The 16,902-nt window shown below is 71.0% G+C and carries 16 protein-coding genes and 1 pseudogene; 16 read left to right on the top strand and 1 reads right to left on the bottom strand.

Annotated features, from left to right (window positions below):
* Nucleotides 1-66 precede the first annotated feature (66 nt).
* Together groES and groL are read left to right on the top strand one after the other, a co-directional pair.
* Nucleotides 67-375, top strand: a complete 309-nt coding sequence (groES, locus tag ACIHIX_RS03855; protein ID WP_031477499.1) for a co-chaperone GroES — start codon at nt 67-69, stop codon at nt 373-375.
* 121 nt (nt 376-496) lie between these two features.
* Nucleotides 497-2,122, top strand: a complete 1,626-nt coding sequence (gene groL, locus ACIHIX_RS03850) for a chaperonin GroEL (protein WP_399949361.1) — start codon at nt 497-499, stop codon at nt 2,120-2,122.
* 67 nt (nt 2,123-2,189) lie between these two features.
* Here groL and ACIHIX_RS03845 read toward each other — a convergent pair whose 3' ends face one another.
* Complete coding sequence (locus tag ACIHIX_RS03845; RefSeq protein WP_399949359.1) at nt 2,190-2,894, bottom strand: ester cyclase; 705 nt, start codon at nt 2,892-2,894, stop codon at nt 2,190-2,192.
* Between the two features lie 136 nt (nt 2,895-3,030).
* Here ACIHIX_RS03845 and ACIHIX_RS03840 point away from each other — a divergent pair, with 136 nt between their 5' ends.
* From ACIHIX_RS03840 to ACIHIX_RS03775, 14 genes and pseudogenes are all read left to right on the top strand, one after another.
* Nucleotides 3,031-3,726, top strand: coding sequence for a hypothetical protein (locus tag ACIHIX_RS03840; protein WP_399949357.1), 696 nt, complete (start codon nt 3,031-3,033; stop codon nt 3,724-3,726).
* A gap of 99 nt (nt 3,727-3,825) precedes the next feature.
* Entirely contained in the window at nt 3,826-5,064 is a 1,239-nt protein-coding gene (locus ACIHIX_RS03835; protein WP_399949355.1) for an ATP-grasp domain-containing protein, read from the top strand.
* Nucleotides 5,057-6,304, top strand: coding sequence for an acetyl-CoA carboxylase biotin carboxylase subunit family protein (locus ACIHIX_RS03830; protein WP_399949353.1), 1,248 nt, complete (start codon nt 5,057-5,059; stop codon nt 6,302-6,304). Before ACIHIX_RS03835 ends, ACIHIX_RS03830 begins: the two co-directional genes overlap by 8 nt.
* Nucleotides 6,305-6,331: 27 nt before the next feature.
* Nucleotides 6,332-7,095: pseudogene (gene gntA, locus ACIHIX_RS03825) on the top strand (guanitoxin biosynthesis heme-dependent pre-guanitoxin N-hydroxylase GntA).
* Nucleotides 7,092-7,868 carry an SDR family NAD(P)-dependent oxidoreductase gene (locus tag ACIHIX_RS03820; protein ID WP_399949352.1) on the top strand — a complete coding sequence of 259 codons (777 nt, stop codon included), beginning with the start codon at nt 7,092-7,094 and terminating at the stop codon, nt 7,866-7,868. Before gntA ends, ACIHIX_RS03820 begins: the two are co-directional and overlap by 4 nt.
* Nucleotides 7,865-8,896, top strand: a complete 1,032-nt coding sequence (locus ACIHIX_RS03815) for an inosamine-phosphate amidinotransferase 1 (RefSeq protein ID WP_399949350.1) — start codon at nt 7,865-7,867, stop codon at nt 8,894-8,896. The genes ACIHIX_RS03820 and ACIHIX_RS03815 overlap by 4 nt, the downstream gene beginning before the upstream one ends.
* A 5-nt stretch (nt 8,897-8,901) precedes the next feature.
* Entirely contained in the window at nt 8,902-9,705 is an 804-nt protein-coding gene (locus ACIHIX_RS03810; RefSeq protein WP_399949348.1) for a GNAT family N-acetyltransferase, read from the top strand.
* Nucleotides 9,702-10,490 (top strand): MOSC domain-containing protein, encoded by a 789-nt coding sequence (locus ACIHIX_RS03805; RefSeq protein ID WP_399949346.1) that lies wholly within the window; start codon nt 9,702-9,704, stop codon nt 10,488-10,490. Before ACIHIX_RS03810 ends, ACIHIX_RS03805 begins: the two co-directional genes overlap by 4 nt.
* Nucleotides 10,487-11,815: a hypothetical protein gene (locus ACIHIX_RS03800; RefSeq protein ID WP_399949344.1), complete on the top strand. Its 1,329-nt coding sequence runs from the start codon at nt 10,487-10,489 to the stop codon at nt 11,813-11,815. The genes ACIHIX_RS03805 and ACIHIX_RS03800 overlap by 4 nt, the downstream gene beginning before the upstream one ends.
* A gap of 13 nt (nt 11,816-11,828) precedes the next feature.
* Nucleotides 11,829-13,097, top strand: coding sequence for an MFS transporter (locus ACIHIX_RS03795; RefSeq protein WP_399949342.1), 1,269 nt, complete (start codon nt 11,829-11,831; stop codon nt 13,095-13,097).
* 158 nt (nt 13,098-13,255) lie between these two features.
* Nucleotides 13,256-14,728, top strand: a complete 1,473-nt coding sequence (locus ACIHIX_RS03790; RefSeq protein ID WP_399949340.1) for a PLP-dependent aminotransferase family protein — start codon at nt 13,256-13,258, stop codon at nt 14,726-14,728.
* On the top strand, nt 14,725-15,363 hold the full coding sequence (locus ACIHIX_RS03785; RefSeq protein WP_399949338.1) for a maleylpyruvate isomerase N-terminal domain-containing protein: 639 nt from the start codon (nt 14,725-14,727) through the stop codon (nt 15,361-15,363). The genes ACIHIX_RS03790 and ACIHIX_RS03785 overlap by 4 nt, the downstream gene beginning before the upstream one ends.
* 1 nt (nt 15,364) lies before the next feature.
* Nucleotides 15,365-16,303 (top strand): acetylglutamate kinase, encoded by a 939-nt coding sequence (gene argB, locus ACIHIX_RS03780; RefSeq protein WP_399949336.1) that lies wholly within the window; start codon nt 15,365-15,367, stop codon nt 16,301-16,303.
* Nucleotides 16,237-16,902, top strand: coding sequence for a hypothetical protein (locus ACIHIX_RS03775; protein ID WP_399949334.1), 666 nt, complete (start codon nt 16,237-16,239; stop codon nt 16,900-16,902). Before argB ends, ACIHIX_RS03775 begins: the two co-directional genes overlap by 67 nt.

Below are 16,902 nucleotides of genomic sequence, written 5' to 3'. Positions count from 1 at the left end.
CGGATCGACCTGGTCGCCACCTCAGACAGTTAACCCCGTGAGATCTCCGAAGGGGGAGGTCGGATCGTGACGACCGCCAGCTCCAAGGTTGCCATCAAGCCGCTCGAGGACCGCATTGTGGTCCAGCCGCTCGACGCCGAGCAGACCACGGCCTCTGGCCTGGTCATTCCGGACACCGCGAAGGAGAAGCCCCAGGAGGGCGTCATCCTCGCCGTCGGTCCGGGCCGCTTCGAGAACGGCGAGCGCCTGCCGCTCGACGTGAAGGTCGGCGACATCGTGCTGTACAGCAAGTACGGCGGCACCGAGGTCAAGTACAACGGCGAGGAGTACCTCGTCCTCTCGTCCCGCGACGTCCTCGCGGTCATCGAGAAGTAAGACCTCCAAGCACATTCTGCTTTTGAGCTGCGCCCCGGGCCCCCGCGACCTCATGAATCCGGGCGTCAGGGGCGCAGTTCGCTTTTTCACCCACGTTTTCCGAGAGGGCTGAACCGCTCCCATGGCGAAGATCCTGAAGTTCGACGAGGACGCCCGTCGCGCCCTCGAGCGCGGCGTCAACAAGCTTGCCGACACGGTCAAGGTGACGATCGGCCCCAAGGGCCGCAACGTCGTCATCGACAAGAAGTTCGGCGCCCCCACCATCACCAACGACGGTGTCACGATCGCCCGTGAGGTCGAGATCGACGACCCGTACGAGAACCTCGGCGCGCAGCTGGTGAAGGAGGTGGCGACCAAGACCAACGACATCGCGGGTGACGGTACGACCACCGCCACCGTGCTCGCCCAGGCGCTGGTCCGCGAGGGCCTGAAGAACGTCGCCGCGGGTGCCTCCCCGGCGCTGCTGAAGAAGGGCATCGACGCGGCCGTCGCCGCCGTCTCCGAGGACCTCCTCGCCACCGCCCGTCCGATCGACGACAAGGCGGACATCGCCGCCGTCGCCGCGCTGTCCGCGCAGGACCAGCAGGTCGGCGAGCTCATCGCCGAGGCGATGGACAAGGTCGGCAAGGACGGTGTCATCACCGTCGAGGAGTCCAACACCTTCGGCCTTGAGCTGGACTTCACCGAGGGCATGGCCTTCGACAAGGGCTACCTGTCCCCGTACATGGTGTCCGACCAGGAGCGTATGGAGGCCGTCCTCGACGACCCGTACATCCTGATCAACCAGGGCAAGATCTCCTCCATCCAGGACCTGCTGCCGCTCCTGGAGAAGGTCATCCAGGCCGGCGCCTCCAAGCCGCTCCTGATCATCGCCGAGGACGTCGAGGGCGAGGCCCTGTCGACCCTGGTGGTCAACAAGATCCGCGGCACGTTCAACGCCGTCGCCGTGAAGGCCCCCGGCTTCGGTGACCGCCGCAAGGCGATGCTCCAGGACATGGCGGTCCTCACCGGCGCCACGGTCATCTCCGAGGAGGTCGGCCTCAAGCTCGACCAGGCCGGTCTGGACGTGCTGGGCTCCGCCCGCCGCGTGACCATCACCAAGGACGACACGACGATCGTCGACGGCGCCGGCAACTCCGAGGACGTCGTGGGCCGCGTCGCCCAGATCAAGGCCGAGATCGAGAACACGGACTCCGACTGGGACCGCGAGAAGCTCCAGGAGCGCCTCGCGAAGCTGGCCGGCGGCGTGTGCGTGATCAAGGTCGGCGCCGCCACCGAGGTGGAGCTGAAGGAGAAGAAGCACCGTCTGGAGGACGCCATCTCCGCGACCCGCGCCGCGGTCGAGGAGGGCATCGTCTCCGGTGGTGGCTCCGCGCTCGTCCACGCCGCCAAGGTCCTCGAGGGCGGTCTGGGCAAGACCGGCGACGAGGCCACCGGTGTCGCCGTCGTCCGCAAGGCCGTCGTCGAGCCGCTGCGCTGGATCGCCGAGAACGCCGGCCTTGAGGGCTACGTCATCACCTCCAAGGTCGCCGAGCTCGACAAGGGCCAGGGCTTCAACGCCGCCACCGGCGAGTACGGCGACCTGGTCAAGGCCGGCGTCATCGACCCGGTCAAGGTCACCCGCTCCGCCCTGGAGAACGCCGCCTCCATCGCCTCCCTCCTGCTGACGACCGAGACCCTGGTCGTCGAGAAGAAGGAAGAGGAGGAGCCGGCCGCCGCCGGTCACGGCCACGGCCACTCCCACTAAGGCTCCGCGAGCCTGAGTGAAGCCCCCGGTCCGCTGCGGCGGACCGGGGGCTTCCCCGTGTCCGGACTCACTGCTCCAGGTCGTCCAGTGCCCCCAGCTGCCCCATCAGCCCCATCCGGTCGTACTGCCACCAGCCCTCGGCGATCCTCCCGTCGGGACCGCACCGGTGGATGGTGGTGCCGGTCATGGACACCCGCTTTCCGGTCGCCGGCATCCCCATGAAGTCACCGGTGTGCGTACCGTGCCAGGTCCAGCGGGTGCACACCCGGTCGCCCTGGGCCAGCTGATCGTCGACGGTGAAGTCGAAGTCGAAGCCGGTCTTCCACGCCTCGACCTCTTCGCGCACCGCGTCCAGCCCGATCACGTCCTGATCGTTGGACGGATCATGATCGTGGTAGTCCTCGGCCAACAGCCCCTCCAGCGGCGGCGTCTCCTTCCCGCCCAGCGCCTCGAAGAAGCGGCGTGACGTGGCGGCGTAGAGCTGCTCGTCCCGTACGACGTCGAGATCCGTGAACGTCGGCATCTCGTCGCAGAGAGCGACCATCTCCTGGAAGATCTTGTCCGTCTCGGGCAGGTTCGAGTTCCGCATCGCGTCCTCGTACGACGGGAACTCCACGATCTGAAGGAAGTGCGACGCGTCGGAGCGGTCCTTGCCGACGAGGTCGTGCGTCGCGGTCCGTTTCCCCTTGGTCTGTTCGACCCACCGGTCCATCAGCCGGTTCATCTCGTCGAACCGGCTGGTCTTGCAGTCGATGAGCTGTACGAAGGTCATGGCACGCCTCCGGCCCCCTGGGTCCGGTAGTACGGGACCATTCTCCTCCCATGGGGCCACGATCTGCATATTGGCCCTGTGGCTCCACTCGCGATCAAGCCAGACTCATGACCGATCCAAGGAGGAGGAATCCGTAATGACGAAGCTTGATCGGTCCCGACTCGAGAGCCTGGCCGAGGAATTGATGGAGAAGCAGTTCCAGCGCGTCACCAAGCTGCGCGAACTGCACGCGGGCGAATGGACCGACCGGGACTACTACATTCGTCACATCACCGAGACGGTTCTGCGTATTCGGCTGAACAACGAGGTCGACACCTACGCCCTCTTCAAGGTCGGCTCGAAGGACGACAGCCTCGCCGCCAAGCTCGCCCAGTACCTGGCCGAGGAGTTCGGGCACGAGGGCATGTTCACCCGTGACCTCAACAAGTTCGGCTTCACCAGCGAGCAGCTGGAGGCCACCGACGTCTTCCCGGCGACCAAGCAGCTCATGGGCTATCTGCGCCTGGAGGCCGACAAGCGCGGCCCGGCGCCGACGACGGTCTGGGACTGGTTCGTCGAGTGGTACTCGGACCGCTACAACCAGATCATCACCAACAAGGCGGCCGAGGAGTTCGGCACCGAATTCACCCAGGGCACCCAGACGCACCTGGACTTCGACGAGTCGCACGACCATGACGAGCTGATGTTCCGCACCGTTTCCCAGGCGGTCGAGGGATTCGGCTCCGCGGAGCAGGCGTACACCGATCTCGCCACGTACATCGAGCTGATCGGTGATTACTTCCAGGAGCTCTACGACACCACCGTCGGCGCCCGGGAACTGGCCTCCGCCTGATTCGGCAGAACGTTTGACGGACGGCCCGGTAATTGCAGTTCAGCGATCTCGGAGTAATTCCGGGCCGTCCGTCGGGCAGAGCGGAGAAACAGAATCCCCATGTCTGCAACCAGAATTCTGGTCGTCGAGCCGATGTCCTCGGCGAACGGTCTGATCCTCGCCGCCCACGAACAGGGTTTCGAGGTCGTGGTGGCCTCCCACCACAGCGGTGACCGCACGATCCCGGACACCCTGCTCCAGCACGTCGACGAGCTGCTCGTCGTCGACACCAACGACGAGGCGGCGCTCACCGAGGCGGTGATCGCGGCCCACCGGCGGCGCCCGCTGACCGGCATCCTGCCCGGCTTCGAGTTCTACGTGGACAGCGTCGCCCGCCTCGCGCACCGGCTCGGTCTGCCCGGCCTCCCGGTGGACACGGTCGCGGCGCTGCGCGACAAGTCCGTCATGCGCGCCCGCGCCGAGGCCGCCGGTCTGCGCGTGCCGCGCTACGCGGAGGCGTCCGGCCTCGACGAGCTGCTCGCCGCCGCGGCGCACGTGGGCTTCCCCGCGGTGCTCAAGCCCGCGGCCTCGGCCGGCAGCGTGCACGTCAGCCGGGTCGACGACGAGGACGGGCTGCGCCGTGCCTACGACTGGCTGGTCTCCGACACCCGCACCGATGCGGGCCGCGGTCTGGACGGGCGGGTGCTCCTGGAGGAGTACGTGGCCGGTCCCGAGATCAGCGTGGAGGGGTACGTCACCGACGGCGAGGTCGTCGTCTCCGCCCTCACCACGAAACTGCTCGGCCCCGAGCCGCACTTCGTCGAGATCGGCATGGTCGTCCAGCACGAGACCGACCCGGAGACCCGGGCCAGGATCGAGGCGTACGTCGTCGACCTGTGCCGGGCGCTCAACCTCCCCCTCGGCATCTTCCACTGCGAACTGCGGCTGCCCGAGGGCGACCCGGTGCTGATCGAGATCGGCGCCCGGCTCGCCGGACACCGCATCCCGCACCTGGTGGAGCTGGCCACCGGTACCTCGCTGACCCGGATCATGCTGGCCCACTACACCGGCCAGGACCCCGCCGAGCTGGGCGCCTTCACGGCCCCGCGCGCCAAGACCGCCGCCATCCACTGCTTCACCGCGGAGGGGCTGGAGGTCTTCCACCGCGTCGTCGGCGTCGAGGAGTTGCGGGAGAGCGCCGATGTCCTGGAGGTCTCCGTCTACTACCGCGAGGGCGAGGAGGTCCCGCCCGCCGAGGACTTCCGGGCGCTGCTCGGCCATGTGGTCTTCGCGGCCGAGTCGCACACGGCGGCCCTGGAGCGCATCGCGGCGCTCGGCCGGGAGGTGCGCGTTGAGTAGCAGCCCCGGGGCGGCCGTCCCCACCTACCTGGTGCTCAACCGGTACGACGACGAGTTCGGCGAGTACCACCGCTTCGTCGAGCCGGGCAGTTGCCGACTGGCGTACGTGACCCTGCCGTACGGTCTGCCGGTCCTGGACCGTGACGGCGCCCTGGACCTGGTCGTCGCCGACGATCTGGAGTTCGACACGGTCCTGCCGATCGCCCGGCGCCTGGAGGAGCGGTACGGCGCCTTCGACGGTGTGGTGGGGCTGTCGGAGTACGACGTGCTCACGGCGGCGCGGCTGCGTGTCGAGCTGGGCGCGCCGGGCTGGCGACCCGAGTTCGTGACCGCCTTCCGTGACAAGCCGCGGATGAAGGAGCTGGTCGGCGCCGCCGGGCTGCGGGTGCCGAGGTTCCGCGACCTGGACGCGGCCACCACGGCCGAGGAGATCGCCGGCGAGCTCGGGCTGCCGGTGATCCTCAAGCCGCGCGACGGCTGGTCCTCGCGCGGGGTGGTGCGGGCGGACGACGTGCCGGCGCTGGCGCGTGCGCTGGCCGAGGTCGATCCGGCGGCGTACGAGTGCGAGGAGTACATCGAGGGCCGGGTCCTCCATGTGGACGGCATCCGGCGCGGCGGGAAACCGCACTTCGTCAGCGCCTCCGGTTATCTCAACACCTGCCTGGACTTCCTCGACGGCCTGCCGCTCGGCTCGGTGCTCCTCGACGCCGGGCCTGAGCGTGACCGGGTGACCGGCTTCGCCGACGCCTGCCTGGAGGCGCTGGGCCTGGACGACGGGCCCTTCCATCTGGAGCTGTTCGCCACCGAGCAGGGGGAGTTGGTCTTCCTGGAGGTGGGGCTGCGGCCCGGCGGCGCCGAGGTGGGGTTCGTGCACCGGGACCTGTTCGGCATCGACCTGTTCGGCGAGGCGTTCCGCGCCACGCTCGGGCTGCCGCCGCTGAAGGCCGCCGAGGAGTACGACAACACGCCGGGCGGCGGCTGGGTCAGCGTGCCCGAACCGCGCCCGCTGCCCTGCCGGGTGGTGTCCGTGACACCGCTGCTCGGCGAGGTCCCGGAGGTCTACGCGGAGGTCCTGCCGGACATCGGCACGGTCTTCGACGGCACCGGCGGCTACGACCACATCGGCGGCCGGTTCCGGCTGCGCGGCGCCGATCACGCGACCGTGCGCGAAGCGGCGCTGACGGTCATGCGGACCTACCGGGTCGTCGCCGAACCGGTACCGCAGCAGCAGGAGATATAGGCAGCAGGGGAAACAAGGGGGATACCAGTGCTTGGCACCAGCCGTCGTCCGACGGGGGAAGTCGGGGAGGGGTCGGCGGCGAACCCGCCGGCCGATGTCGCGGAGGACCGGACGGAGAACCCGTCCGAGCAGGCCGCGGCGCAGCTGACGGAGAAGCTGCTGGGGCCGGAGTTCTCCTGTGTGGCCGGCAAGAGCGCGCAGCTGCGCGGCACGCTCGTGCACCGGCACTTCGGCCGGCTCGCCGAGCCCGCCACGACCCGGGAACTGCACGCGGCACTCGCCGACTTCGCAGCGCGGCGCGAGGACATCGACCCGCTGATGGCGACGTTCGCGGCCACCTTCTCGGGACCGGCGGACACGGACGAGAACCAGTTCGAGGAACTGCTGTGGCGTCAGCTCCAGGCCCTGCACGACCTGGACACCGGGCAGTACCCCTGGGACCCGCTGGTCGACCCCGACCCGGCGTCCGAGCGGTTCGGCTTCAGCGTCGGCGGCCACGCCTTCTTCGTGGTGGGCCTGCATCCGGGCGCCTCCCGGATCACCCGCCGGTCCCGCTGCCCACCCTCGTCTTCAACTCCCACCTCCAGTTCGGGCGGTTGAAGGAGAAGGGCATCTACCAGCGCATCCAGGGCCAGGTCAGGGAACGCGAGCTGGAGCTCCAGGGCTCGCTCAACCCCAACCTGTCCGAGTTCGGGGCGGCCTCCGAGGCGGCGCAGTACTCGGGCCGGGCCGTCCCCGAGGACTGGATGTGCCCCTTCCACCCCGCCCCTCAGGAGAGCAGGACCCCATGACCAAGTGGACCGTGATCACCGGCGGTACGGCCGGGATCGGGCGGGCGGTGGCGGAGCGGTTCCTCAAGGAGGGGCTGCCGGTAGCCGTGCTCGCCCGGCGGGTGGAGCGGCTGGACGACCTGGTGGCCGCGTTCGGCCCCGAGCTGATCCGGGTCGAGCGGGCCGACGTACGGGACGGCGACTCGGTCGCCCTGGCCGTCGACGCCCTGCTCGCGGACGGCGGCGACATCGCCGCGCTCGTCAACAACGCCGGGCTCTCGCTCGGCCTCGGCGCCTTGCACGACGGGGCCGTCGAGGACTGGGACACGATGATCGACACCAATGTCTCGGGTGTCCTGCACGGCATCCGCGCCGTGCTGCCGGCGATGCGCCGCACCGGTGCCGGGCACATCATCAACCTCGGCTCGCTGGCCGCGGAGTACCCCTTCTTCGGCGGCAACGTGTACGCGGCCACGAAGGCGTTCGTCCACCATCTGTCGGCCAACCTCCGCGTCGACGTGCAGGGCACCGGCATCCGGGTGACCTGTATCGCCCCCGGCATGGTGCGCAGCGAGTTCGCGCTGGTCCGCTTCAAAGGCGACCAGGACCGCGCCGACGCGCTCTACGACGGCATCCGCCCGCTCGCGCCCGACGACGTCGCCGACACCGTGCTCTGGGCCCATCGGACGCCCGCGCACGTCAACGTCAACTATGTCGAACTCATGTCCATTGACCAGCCGTTCGGTCTCTCGCTGACCCGTCCGGCACCGGCACAGCGAAAGGAAACGCCGTGAGCTCCGTCAGGTCGTTCAACGACTTCGGACAGCTTGAGGAGATCGTGATCGGAAGTGCCGAGCACTTCCACATCCCGGACGCGGACGCCTCGCTGCGCCACTTCTTCGGTCTGCCCGAGGACCACACCGGCGACCAGGTCACCGAGGCCGACCTGGCCCGGATCATCGACGAGACCCAGGAGGACCTCCAGGCGCTCGCCGACACCCTGACCTCCTTCGGTGTCACCGTCCGCCGCCCGGCCCCGGCCGTGCACGGCTCCCCGCTGACCGTCGCCGACTGGACCACCACCGCCAACCACTCGCTGATGCCCCGCGACTGCCTCCTGGTGGTCGGCGAGAACATCATCGAGGCGCCGATGCCGGTCCGCGCCCGCTACACCGAGACCTTCCCGTTCCGCGGACTGCTCTCCGAGTACTTCGCCTCAGGCGCCAACTGGCTCGCCGCCCCGCGCCCCCGCCTCGCCGACGCGACCTACGCCTACGACGGCGACACCCCCGTACTCGCCGAGATCGAGCCGCTGTTCGACGCCGCGAACCTCCTGCGGGCCGGCCGTGACCTGTTCTTCAACGTCAGCAACACCGGCAACCGCACCGGCGCCGCCTGGCTCCGCCGGGTGCTCGGGTCCGAGTTCACCGTCCACGAGATCTCGATCTGCGACGACCACGTGGGCACCACCGTGCACATCCTGCGCCCCGGCGTGCTCCTCGCCAACGCCGGCCGCCTCACCCCGGAGACCATCCCGGCGCCGCTGCGGAACTGGAAGATCATCTGGTTCGACGAGCCCGAGGACGACGGCTACGGCCTCACCTGGCCGCGCGCCTCCACCTGGATCGGCATGAACATCCTCTCCGTCAACGAGGAGACGGTCATCGTCCCGGCCCGCCAGACCGAACTGGCCCGCCAGCTGGAGAAGGAGGGCTTCACCGCCGTACCCGTGCCCTACCGCCACGGGCGCACCTTCGGCGGCGGCTTCCACTGCTGCTCCCTGGACGTACGCCGCCAGGGTTCCCTCGAGTCCTACGTGTAGCGGCCATGCCCATCAACCTGAACACCAGCAAGGTGATCGACGTCGCCCTGAGCCGGGGCGGTGACGAGTTCGTCGACGTCCGGTTCCGCCGGGCCCGCGTCGAGGACGCCGAGGCGATGTACCGGCTGTCGCTGCCCTTCATGGACACCGGGCAGCTCCTCGTCCGTGAACGCGCGCTGTTCGAGACCCTCTCCGAGGACTTCCGGGTCCTGGAGGCCGACGGCGAGGTCGTCGGCTGCGCGGGACTGCGCGGCTTCGACACGCTCGCCGAGATCTACAACGTCGCCGTCGACGAGAACCGGCACGGCCTCGGCCTCGGCCGGCTGCTGCTGGCCAGCATGGTCGGCGCGGCCCACGCAGGGGGCTACGGGCAGGTGCTGGTCTTCTCCAAGACCACCTCCGCGTGGTTCGCCCGCTACGGCTTCCGGCCCGTCGACTCCGCCGGGCTGCCCGCGGCCCGCCTCGCCCTGGTGGACCCCGCCCGTGAGTCCGTCGCCCTGGGCCGCGCCACGGTCGGCGGCTACGACGGGGTGGAGGTCCTCGCGGCGCTGACCGAGCTGCGGATCACCTTCGACCGCAGCTCCGCCGAGTTCGGCTGGGACGGCTCCTACGACTCCCTGCTGCCCTTCGCCGACGACAACGGCGTCGAGACCAAGTCCCTGTGCTGGGCGGGCGTCTGCGGCACCTGTGCCGTACGGCTCAAGCGCGGCACCGTCCGCTACCACGTGCCGCCCCAGGGCGACCCCGACGAGGGAGAGGTGCTGCTGTGCATCTCGCAGCCGGTGACCGACCTGGTGCTGGACCTGTGAGCGCCGCGCTGCCCGTCGTACAGCTGTGGCGCTACCCCGTGAAGTCCATGGGCGGCGAGCGGGCGGACCGGCTGTTCCTCGGGCCCAGCGGGGTGGTCGGTGACCGTGAGTTCGCGGTCGTGGTCGCGGCCACCGGCCGGGTGCTCACCGCCAAGCGGGAGCCGCGGCTGCTGGACGCCACGGCCCGCCGCCACGAGGCCGGGGCCGAGCTGACCCTGCCCGACGGGCGGCGGTTCACCACCGCCGACCCGGACGCGGACGCGATCCTCGGCGACTGGCTCGGCCAGGCCGTGCGGCTGCGCCGCCAGACCGGCCGGGTGCACACGGTCGAGGAGTACCGCGCGGACCCGGCCGAGCCGTCGTCCCTGTCCACCTTCGACCTGCCCGCGGGCAAGTTCGTCGACGAGGCCCCGGTGCATCTGCTGAGCGAGGGCGCCCTGCGCGCGGCCGGCGCCCGTCACCCCGACGGCAGCTGGGACGTGCGCCGCTTCCGGCCCAACGTCCTGCTGGGCACACCGGACCACGGACCGGCCGAGGACGCCTTCCTCGGCACCCGCGCCGCGATCGGCAACGTCGTCCTCGACGTCACCCAGGCCACCCAGCGCTGCGTCATGGTGACCCAGCCGCAGCGGAACCTGCCCAAGGACCGCGAGATCCTGCGCTCCCTCGTGCAGGCCTCGGCCGGCACCTTCGGCGTCTACGCCACGGTCGCCCGCCCCGGCACCGTCCTGCTCGGTGACACCCTCGCAGCGGAGAACATCGGCGCGAGGGAGCTCGTGCCATGACCGACGCGATCACCCGGGCCTACAACGAGTCCGTACGCCCCGACTCCGCGGCGACCCTGCGCAGGGCACCCTCGCTCGCCGACTGGCCCGGTGAGTACCTCTCCCGCCCCCTGTTCGTGGCCAAGGACCAACTGCACGGTTTCGCGGCCGACCTCGACCGCATGCTGGCCCTGCTCACCTCCCTGCCCGAGCGGCTCTACGACGGTGATCTCGACGCCTTCTGCACCGCCCTGGGCCTGGACGAGCGGCGTGGCGCGGTGATGCGCAGGCTCGGTGGCGGCGCCCCGCCGCACGCGGGCCGGGCGGACGTCTATCACGACGGCACGGCGTTCAAGCTCCTGGAGTTCGGCATCGGCAGCGAGGTCGGCGGCTGGGACCGGGCCGGGGAGATCCCCCGGGTCCTGCTGGAACAGGACGACGCCTTCGCGTCCTTCGCCGCCGAACACGGCCTCGGCTACACCCACACCGGTCGTGCCCTCGCCGACGCGCTGCGCAAGGCGGGGGCGGCCGTGGCGTCGGGCGGCGACCCCGTGGTGGCGCTGCTCGAAGGGCCCGGCGGGCTCGACCGGTGGGGCGCGACCTGGCAGCCGCTGCGGGAGCTGATGCGGGGCTTCGGCCTGGACTTCCGGATCGGGGAGATCGGCCGGATCGCCTTCCGCCACGGCAAGCCGTACCTGGACGGCACCCCGGTCGACGTGGTCTACCGCTGCTTCGAGGCGGACCAGGTCTATCTCGACCCCGAGGCGATGGCCCTGGTGGAACCGCTGTGCCGGGCCCACGAGGAGGGCACCGTCGTCCTGTGGACCCCGCTGGAGAGCAACCTCTACTGCGAGAAGGGCTGTCTGGCCCTGCTCTCCGACGCCCGGTACCGGGACCGGTTCAGCGCCGACGAGCAGGCCCTGATCGACCGGGTGCTGCCCTGGACGCGGGTGCTGCACGGCGACGGCTTCCTGGCCGACGCGGAACTCGTCGCGCGCTGCCATGACCGCCGTACCGAACTGATCCTCAAGCCCAACGGGCTCTACGGCGGCAAGGGCGTCGTGGCCGGCTGGGAGACCGACGCGGGGGAGTGGTGGCGGGCGGTCCGCGAGGCCGCCGAGGGCGGCTGTGTGCTCCAGGAACGCGTCACGCCCCGGCCGGAACCGGTCATCGACCCGTCGACCGGCGTCGTGGCGGACTGGCAGGCGGCCTGGGGCTTCTTCTACCTGCCGCAGGGACACGCCGGCGCCTACGCCAGGGTGCTGCCGGCCGGGGACAGCGCCGTCATCGGCATCAGCGCCAACGACAAGACCCGGACGGCCGGCGTCTTCCACCACGCGACGTGAGGATCAGCCTGTCATGAGCGAGTTGTCCGTACCGGACGCGCCCGACGCGGCGGAGGCCGAGGCCGAGGGCAGGAGCGGCGCCCAAGGCAAGGGGATGGGACGGGAGTTCAGGCTCCTGTGGTCGGCCGACCTGATCGCCACCCTCGGCGACGGCGCGCTCGTGGCGGCGATCCCGCTGCTGGCCAAGTCGCTCACCAGCGACCCGAGCCTGGTGGCCGGTGTGGCCACCGCCCGCACCCTGCCCTGGCTGCTGCTGGCCCTGATCGGCGGCGCGCTCGTGGACCGCTTCGACCGGCGCCGGCTGATGGTCGGCGCCCAGGCCGCCCAGGTGGTCCTGGTCGTGGTGGTCGCCGTCATCGCCACCTTCGACCTGGCGCAGATCTGGATGCTCTACGTCCTGGCCTTCGGAGTGGGCTGCGCGGAGATCCTCTTCACCGGCGCCAGCCAGGCCCTGGTGCCCACCCTGGTCAAGTCCGACCACCTGGAAGCAGCCAACGGACGCCTCGTCGCGACCGCATCGGTTTCCCGAGAATTTGCCGGCCCGCCGCTGGGTGCGGCACTGTTCGCGTTCGCTATTCCGCTGCCGTTCTGGCTGAATGCCGTCGCGTTCTTCCTGTCATTGCTGCTGTTGTCTCGAATTCGCGCCACCGGTCGGCCGCCCCGCCCCGAGAAGCCGACCGCGATGCGCACCGAGATCGGCGAAGGGCTGCGCTGGCTGGCCAGGAACCGGCTGCCGCGCACCCTCACCCTCATCGCCGGCTCCGGCAACTTCTGCGAGTCGATGGCCCTCGCCACGCTGGTGCTCTTCTCGCACGACGTCCTCGGCATCGGTGACCGCGGCTACGGTCTGCTGCTCGCCGCGATGGCCATCGGCGGCGTGATCGGCGGGCTCGTCAGCAACCGGGTCGTGGACCGCTTCGGCGCCCGGCAGGTCGCCATCGGCGTGCAGATCGTGTGCCCGCTGGCCTGGCTGGCGATCGGCCTGGTGGGACGCGACCCGGTCACCGTGGTGGCCCTGTTCACCCTCTTCTCGATCGCGCTGTCCATGTGGAACGTCGTGTCCTGGTCGGTACGCCAGCGGCTCATCCCCAACGAGCTGATGGGCCGGGTGAGCGGCGCCGGGCGGATGTTCGCCTTCGGCGCGATGCCGCTGGGCGCGCTGGTCGGCGGATTCGTCGCCGACTGGCTGGGACTCGTCGCTCCGTGGATCATCGGCGGCGCCCTCTCCCTGCTGGTCGCGGTATTTGCACTGCCCGCTCTCCGCAAATGGGACGGTGCGTGACAACGTTGGCCGGAATATTTCCCGATCGTGAAAACTTTCCAAAAGATCTTGTAGTGGCGCTGTTCTCGGCCAAGACTCCCGCTGGCAGGAAAAAGAACCTGACTAGCGGGGGGACCGCAATGAGGGACGACGTTGCCCAAAAGGTGAACGCGGACCAATTGGCAAGACTGCTCGGCGACTGGCGACAGGGCACCGCGTACATGGACCTGGCGCAGGCGCTCAAGGCACTGATCCTGGACGGCCGCCTCTCGGTGGCGGCCAGGATCCCGGCCGAACGCACCCTGGCCGCGTCCTGGGGCATCAGCAGGAACACCGTGGCCTCGGCCTACCAGCGGCTGCGCGAGGAGGGCTATCTCCGCAGCCGGCAGGGCGCGGGAAGCTACGCGGCCCTGCCCGACGGCGCCGAACGGGCGCCGCGCGCCCTGTCCTGGGTGCCGGGTCAGGCCGTCGACACGCACATCGACCTGACCTGCGCGTCGCTGCCGGCACCGGAACCGGCGTTCAGTCTCGCCGTAGCCGAGACCGCGACCCGGATGGCCCGGCACTCCGACGGCCACGGCTACGACCTCGTCGGGCTGCCCGCCCTGCGCCAGGCCATCGCGGACCACTACACGGCCCGCGGCGTGCGCACCAGCGCCGACCAGATCATGGTCACCGTCGGCGCCCACCACGCCTGGGGGCTGCTGCTCCGGCTCCTCGTCCGGCCCCGGGAACCGGTCCTGATCGACAGCCCGACCTACCCCAACGCCCTGGAGGCCATCCGCAGCCACGGCGCCCGGCCGATGCCGGTCGGTCTGGACGACGCCGGCTGGGACGTCGACCTCATCGAGAGCGCCGTGCGCGGCACCCGGCCCGCCGTCGCGTACCTCATGCCCGACTTCCACAACCCCACCGGCCTCGTCATGCCCGACGCGGCCCGGCGCGCCGTCGTCGACGCGGCGCTGCGCAGCGGCACCTACGTGGTGGTGGACGAGACGCTCTCCGAGGTCAACCTCGACGCGGGCCCGCTGCCGCCCCCGATGGCCGCGTACGGCAGGTCGGGCGCCGTCATCAGCATCGGCTCGCTCAGCAAGACCGTCTGGGCCGGGCTGCGGGTGGGCTGGGTCCGGGCCTCCAAGTCGGTCATCTCGCGCCTGGTCGCCGTCCGCGGCCCCAGCGACCCCGGCAACCCGCTGGTGCAGCAGCTCATCGCCTGCCGCCTCTTCGAGACGTACGACGACCTCCTGCGCGCACGCAGCGAGGAACTGGTCGCCCAGCGCACCGCCCTGACCGACGTGCTGCGCGCTCAGCTGCCCCAGTGGCGCTTCACCGTGCCGCGCGGCGGACTGTGCCTGTGGGTGGACCTCGGCGCCCAGCTCAGCACCAAGCTCTCGCTGGCCGCCGGCAGACACGGCGTCCAGGTGCTGCCCGGCCCGCGCTTCGGCGCCGACGGCACCCTGGAGAACCGACTCCGCCTGCCCTTCGCCCTCGACGCGCCCACCCTCGCCGCCGGGGTCGCCCGACTCCGCGAGGCCTTCGACGAGGTCACAGCCGAGCCGCCCACCCCACCCCGCCCCTGGACCCGCACCCGCATCCCCGCGCCGCACCTTCCCGCTACGCGCGTCAACTCCACGGAAAGAATGCCCCGATGACCCGGATCACCGGCGCGTACCTCGATGCCGCGGACGTCGCGGTGGAGCTGTTGAACCAGCCTGCCGTCGCCGAGCGCTGGGAGGAGCCGAGTGCGCTGGCCGAATGGAGCGTCGGCGGGCTCGCCGGGCATCTCGCCTGGCAGGTCTTCTTCATTCCGGCCGTCCTCGACGAACCCGCCCCCACCCAGCAGGTCATCGGGCTCGACGACTACTACGCCCGCGTCCGCTGGATCGACGCCGGTCTGCACGACGAGGCCAACGCCCGGATCCGGCGCGGCGGGGAGGACGCGGGAGCGGAGGGCGTGAGGCCGCTGGCGGACCGGGCTGCCGACACCGTACGAGCCCTGCGCACCCGCCTGCCCGCCGAGCCCGACCGGGCCGTACGGCTGCCGGTGTGGGGCGACTACGCGCTGAGCCTCGACGACTTCCTGACGACCCGTCTGATGGAACTGGTCGTCCATACGGACGACTTGGCGTCCAGCGTCGGCATCCCGACCCCCGAGCTGCCCGGGCCCGCCGTCGAGGCGAGCGTCGGCCTGCTGACCCGGCTGGCCCTGCGCCGGCACGGCCAGTCCGCCGTACTGCGCGCACTGAGCCGTGCGGAACGGGCCCCGTCCAGCGTCGCGGCGTTCTGACGTGGACGACATCCCTGACCTCACCCCCTTCCGCGGCCGTACCGTCGTCGTCAAGCTCGGCGGCAGCGCCATGGCGGACCGGACCCTGCTGCGCACCTTCGCCCACGACGTGGCCCGGCTGCACCGCGCCGGCGTCCGGCTGGTCGTGACGCACGGCGGCGGCCCGCAGATCAACGCGCACCTGGAGAAGCTCGGCCTGCCCGTCACCTTCACGGCCGGCCTGCGGGTCACCACCCCCGAGACCATGGACGTGGTCCGCATGGTCCTCGCAGGCCAGGTGCAGCGCGATCTCGTGGGCCTCCTCAACGAGGACGGCCCGCTCGCCGTCGGCATCACCGGCGAGGACGCCCGTCTGCTCACCGCCGCCAAACGCCTCGCCGTCCTGGACGGCGACGAGGTGGACATCGGCCTCGTCGGCGACGTCAGCCACGTCGACACCCGCGTCCTGCGCGCCCTCACCGACAGCGGCCTGGTCCCGCTCGTCACCGGCATCGGCCGCGGCACGGACGGGCAGGTCTACAACATCAACGCCGACAGCGCCGCCGCCGCCCTCGCGGCCGGCCTGCGCGCGGACCACCTGGTGATCCTCACCGACGTACCGGGCCTGTACGCCGACTGGCCACGCCGCGACCGGATCGTCGAACGTCTGACCGTCACCCGGGCGGCGGAACTGCTGCCCACCCTGTCCGGCGGCATGGCCCCGAAACTCGAGAGCTGTCTACGGGCCGCCCGGGCCGGCGTCGGCCGCGCCCAACTCCTCGACGGCAGGGCGCCGCACGCCCTGCTGCACGGCTCCTTCGGCACCGGGCACACCGGGACCTCCGTCGTGCCCGACCCTCCCCACACCCCGCTCAACCACCTGGAAGACGACACATGCGCCTCATCACCTCCCCGTCCGCCCGCCTCCTCGGCCTGCACCACGTCCGGGTCTGGAAGCTGACCTCCGACCAGCCCCTGCTGCGCGCGGACGACGGTCTGAGCGCCGAGGCCGCCACCGGGGCGTGGGAGCGGGACGCCCCGGAACTGCCCGCCGGATACCGCAAGTTGCTCGCCGACCTCGGCTACGAGGGCACGACCCCCGCCGGTGAGCGGCTCCGCGAGGGCGTCCGCACCCGCGGCTGGCGCTCGCACGGCGCGGTGGTCGACGCGGTGAGCGTGGCGACCCTGCGGCACGGCGCGGGCATCGGACTGCACAGCCTCTTCAAGGAGGACGAGGGCAGCGATCTCGTCGTCACCCGGGCGGCCGGCACCGAGCGGATCGTCCCCGCCTTCTCCACCAAGTCCAAGCCCGTCCCGGCCGGTGACCTGCTCTACGGTCTGGCGGACCCCGACGGTGCCGTCGAGGAACCCTTCGCCTGGCTGGGCCGCCGCGACTGCGACGCCGCGAGCCGCCAACTCGCCCCCGACAGCGGGGAAGCGCTCCTCGTCGTGCTCGGCTGCCCGGGCGAGGACGCGGCCCACAGCGAGGCCATCGGCACCACGGTCGCGACCCTCCTCGCCGACCTCCGCCCGGACGTCACCCTGACGCCGGTGGCGTAA

The sequence above is a fragment of the Streptomyces sp. NPDC051913 genome (assembly GCF_044593635.1).
Lineage (GTDB): Bacteria > Actinomycetota > Actinomycetes > Streptomycetales > Streptomycetaceae > Streptomyces.
This window is presented reverse-complemented; position numbering and strand designations above follow the sequence as displayed.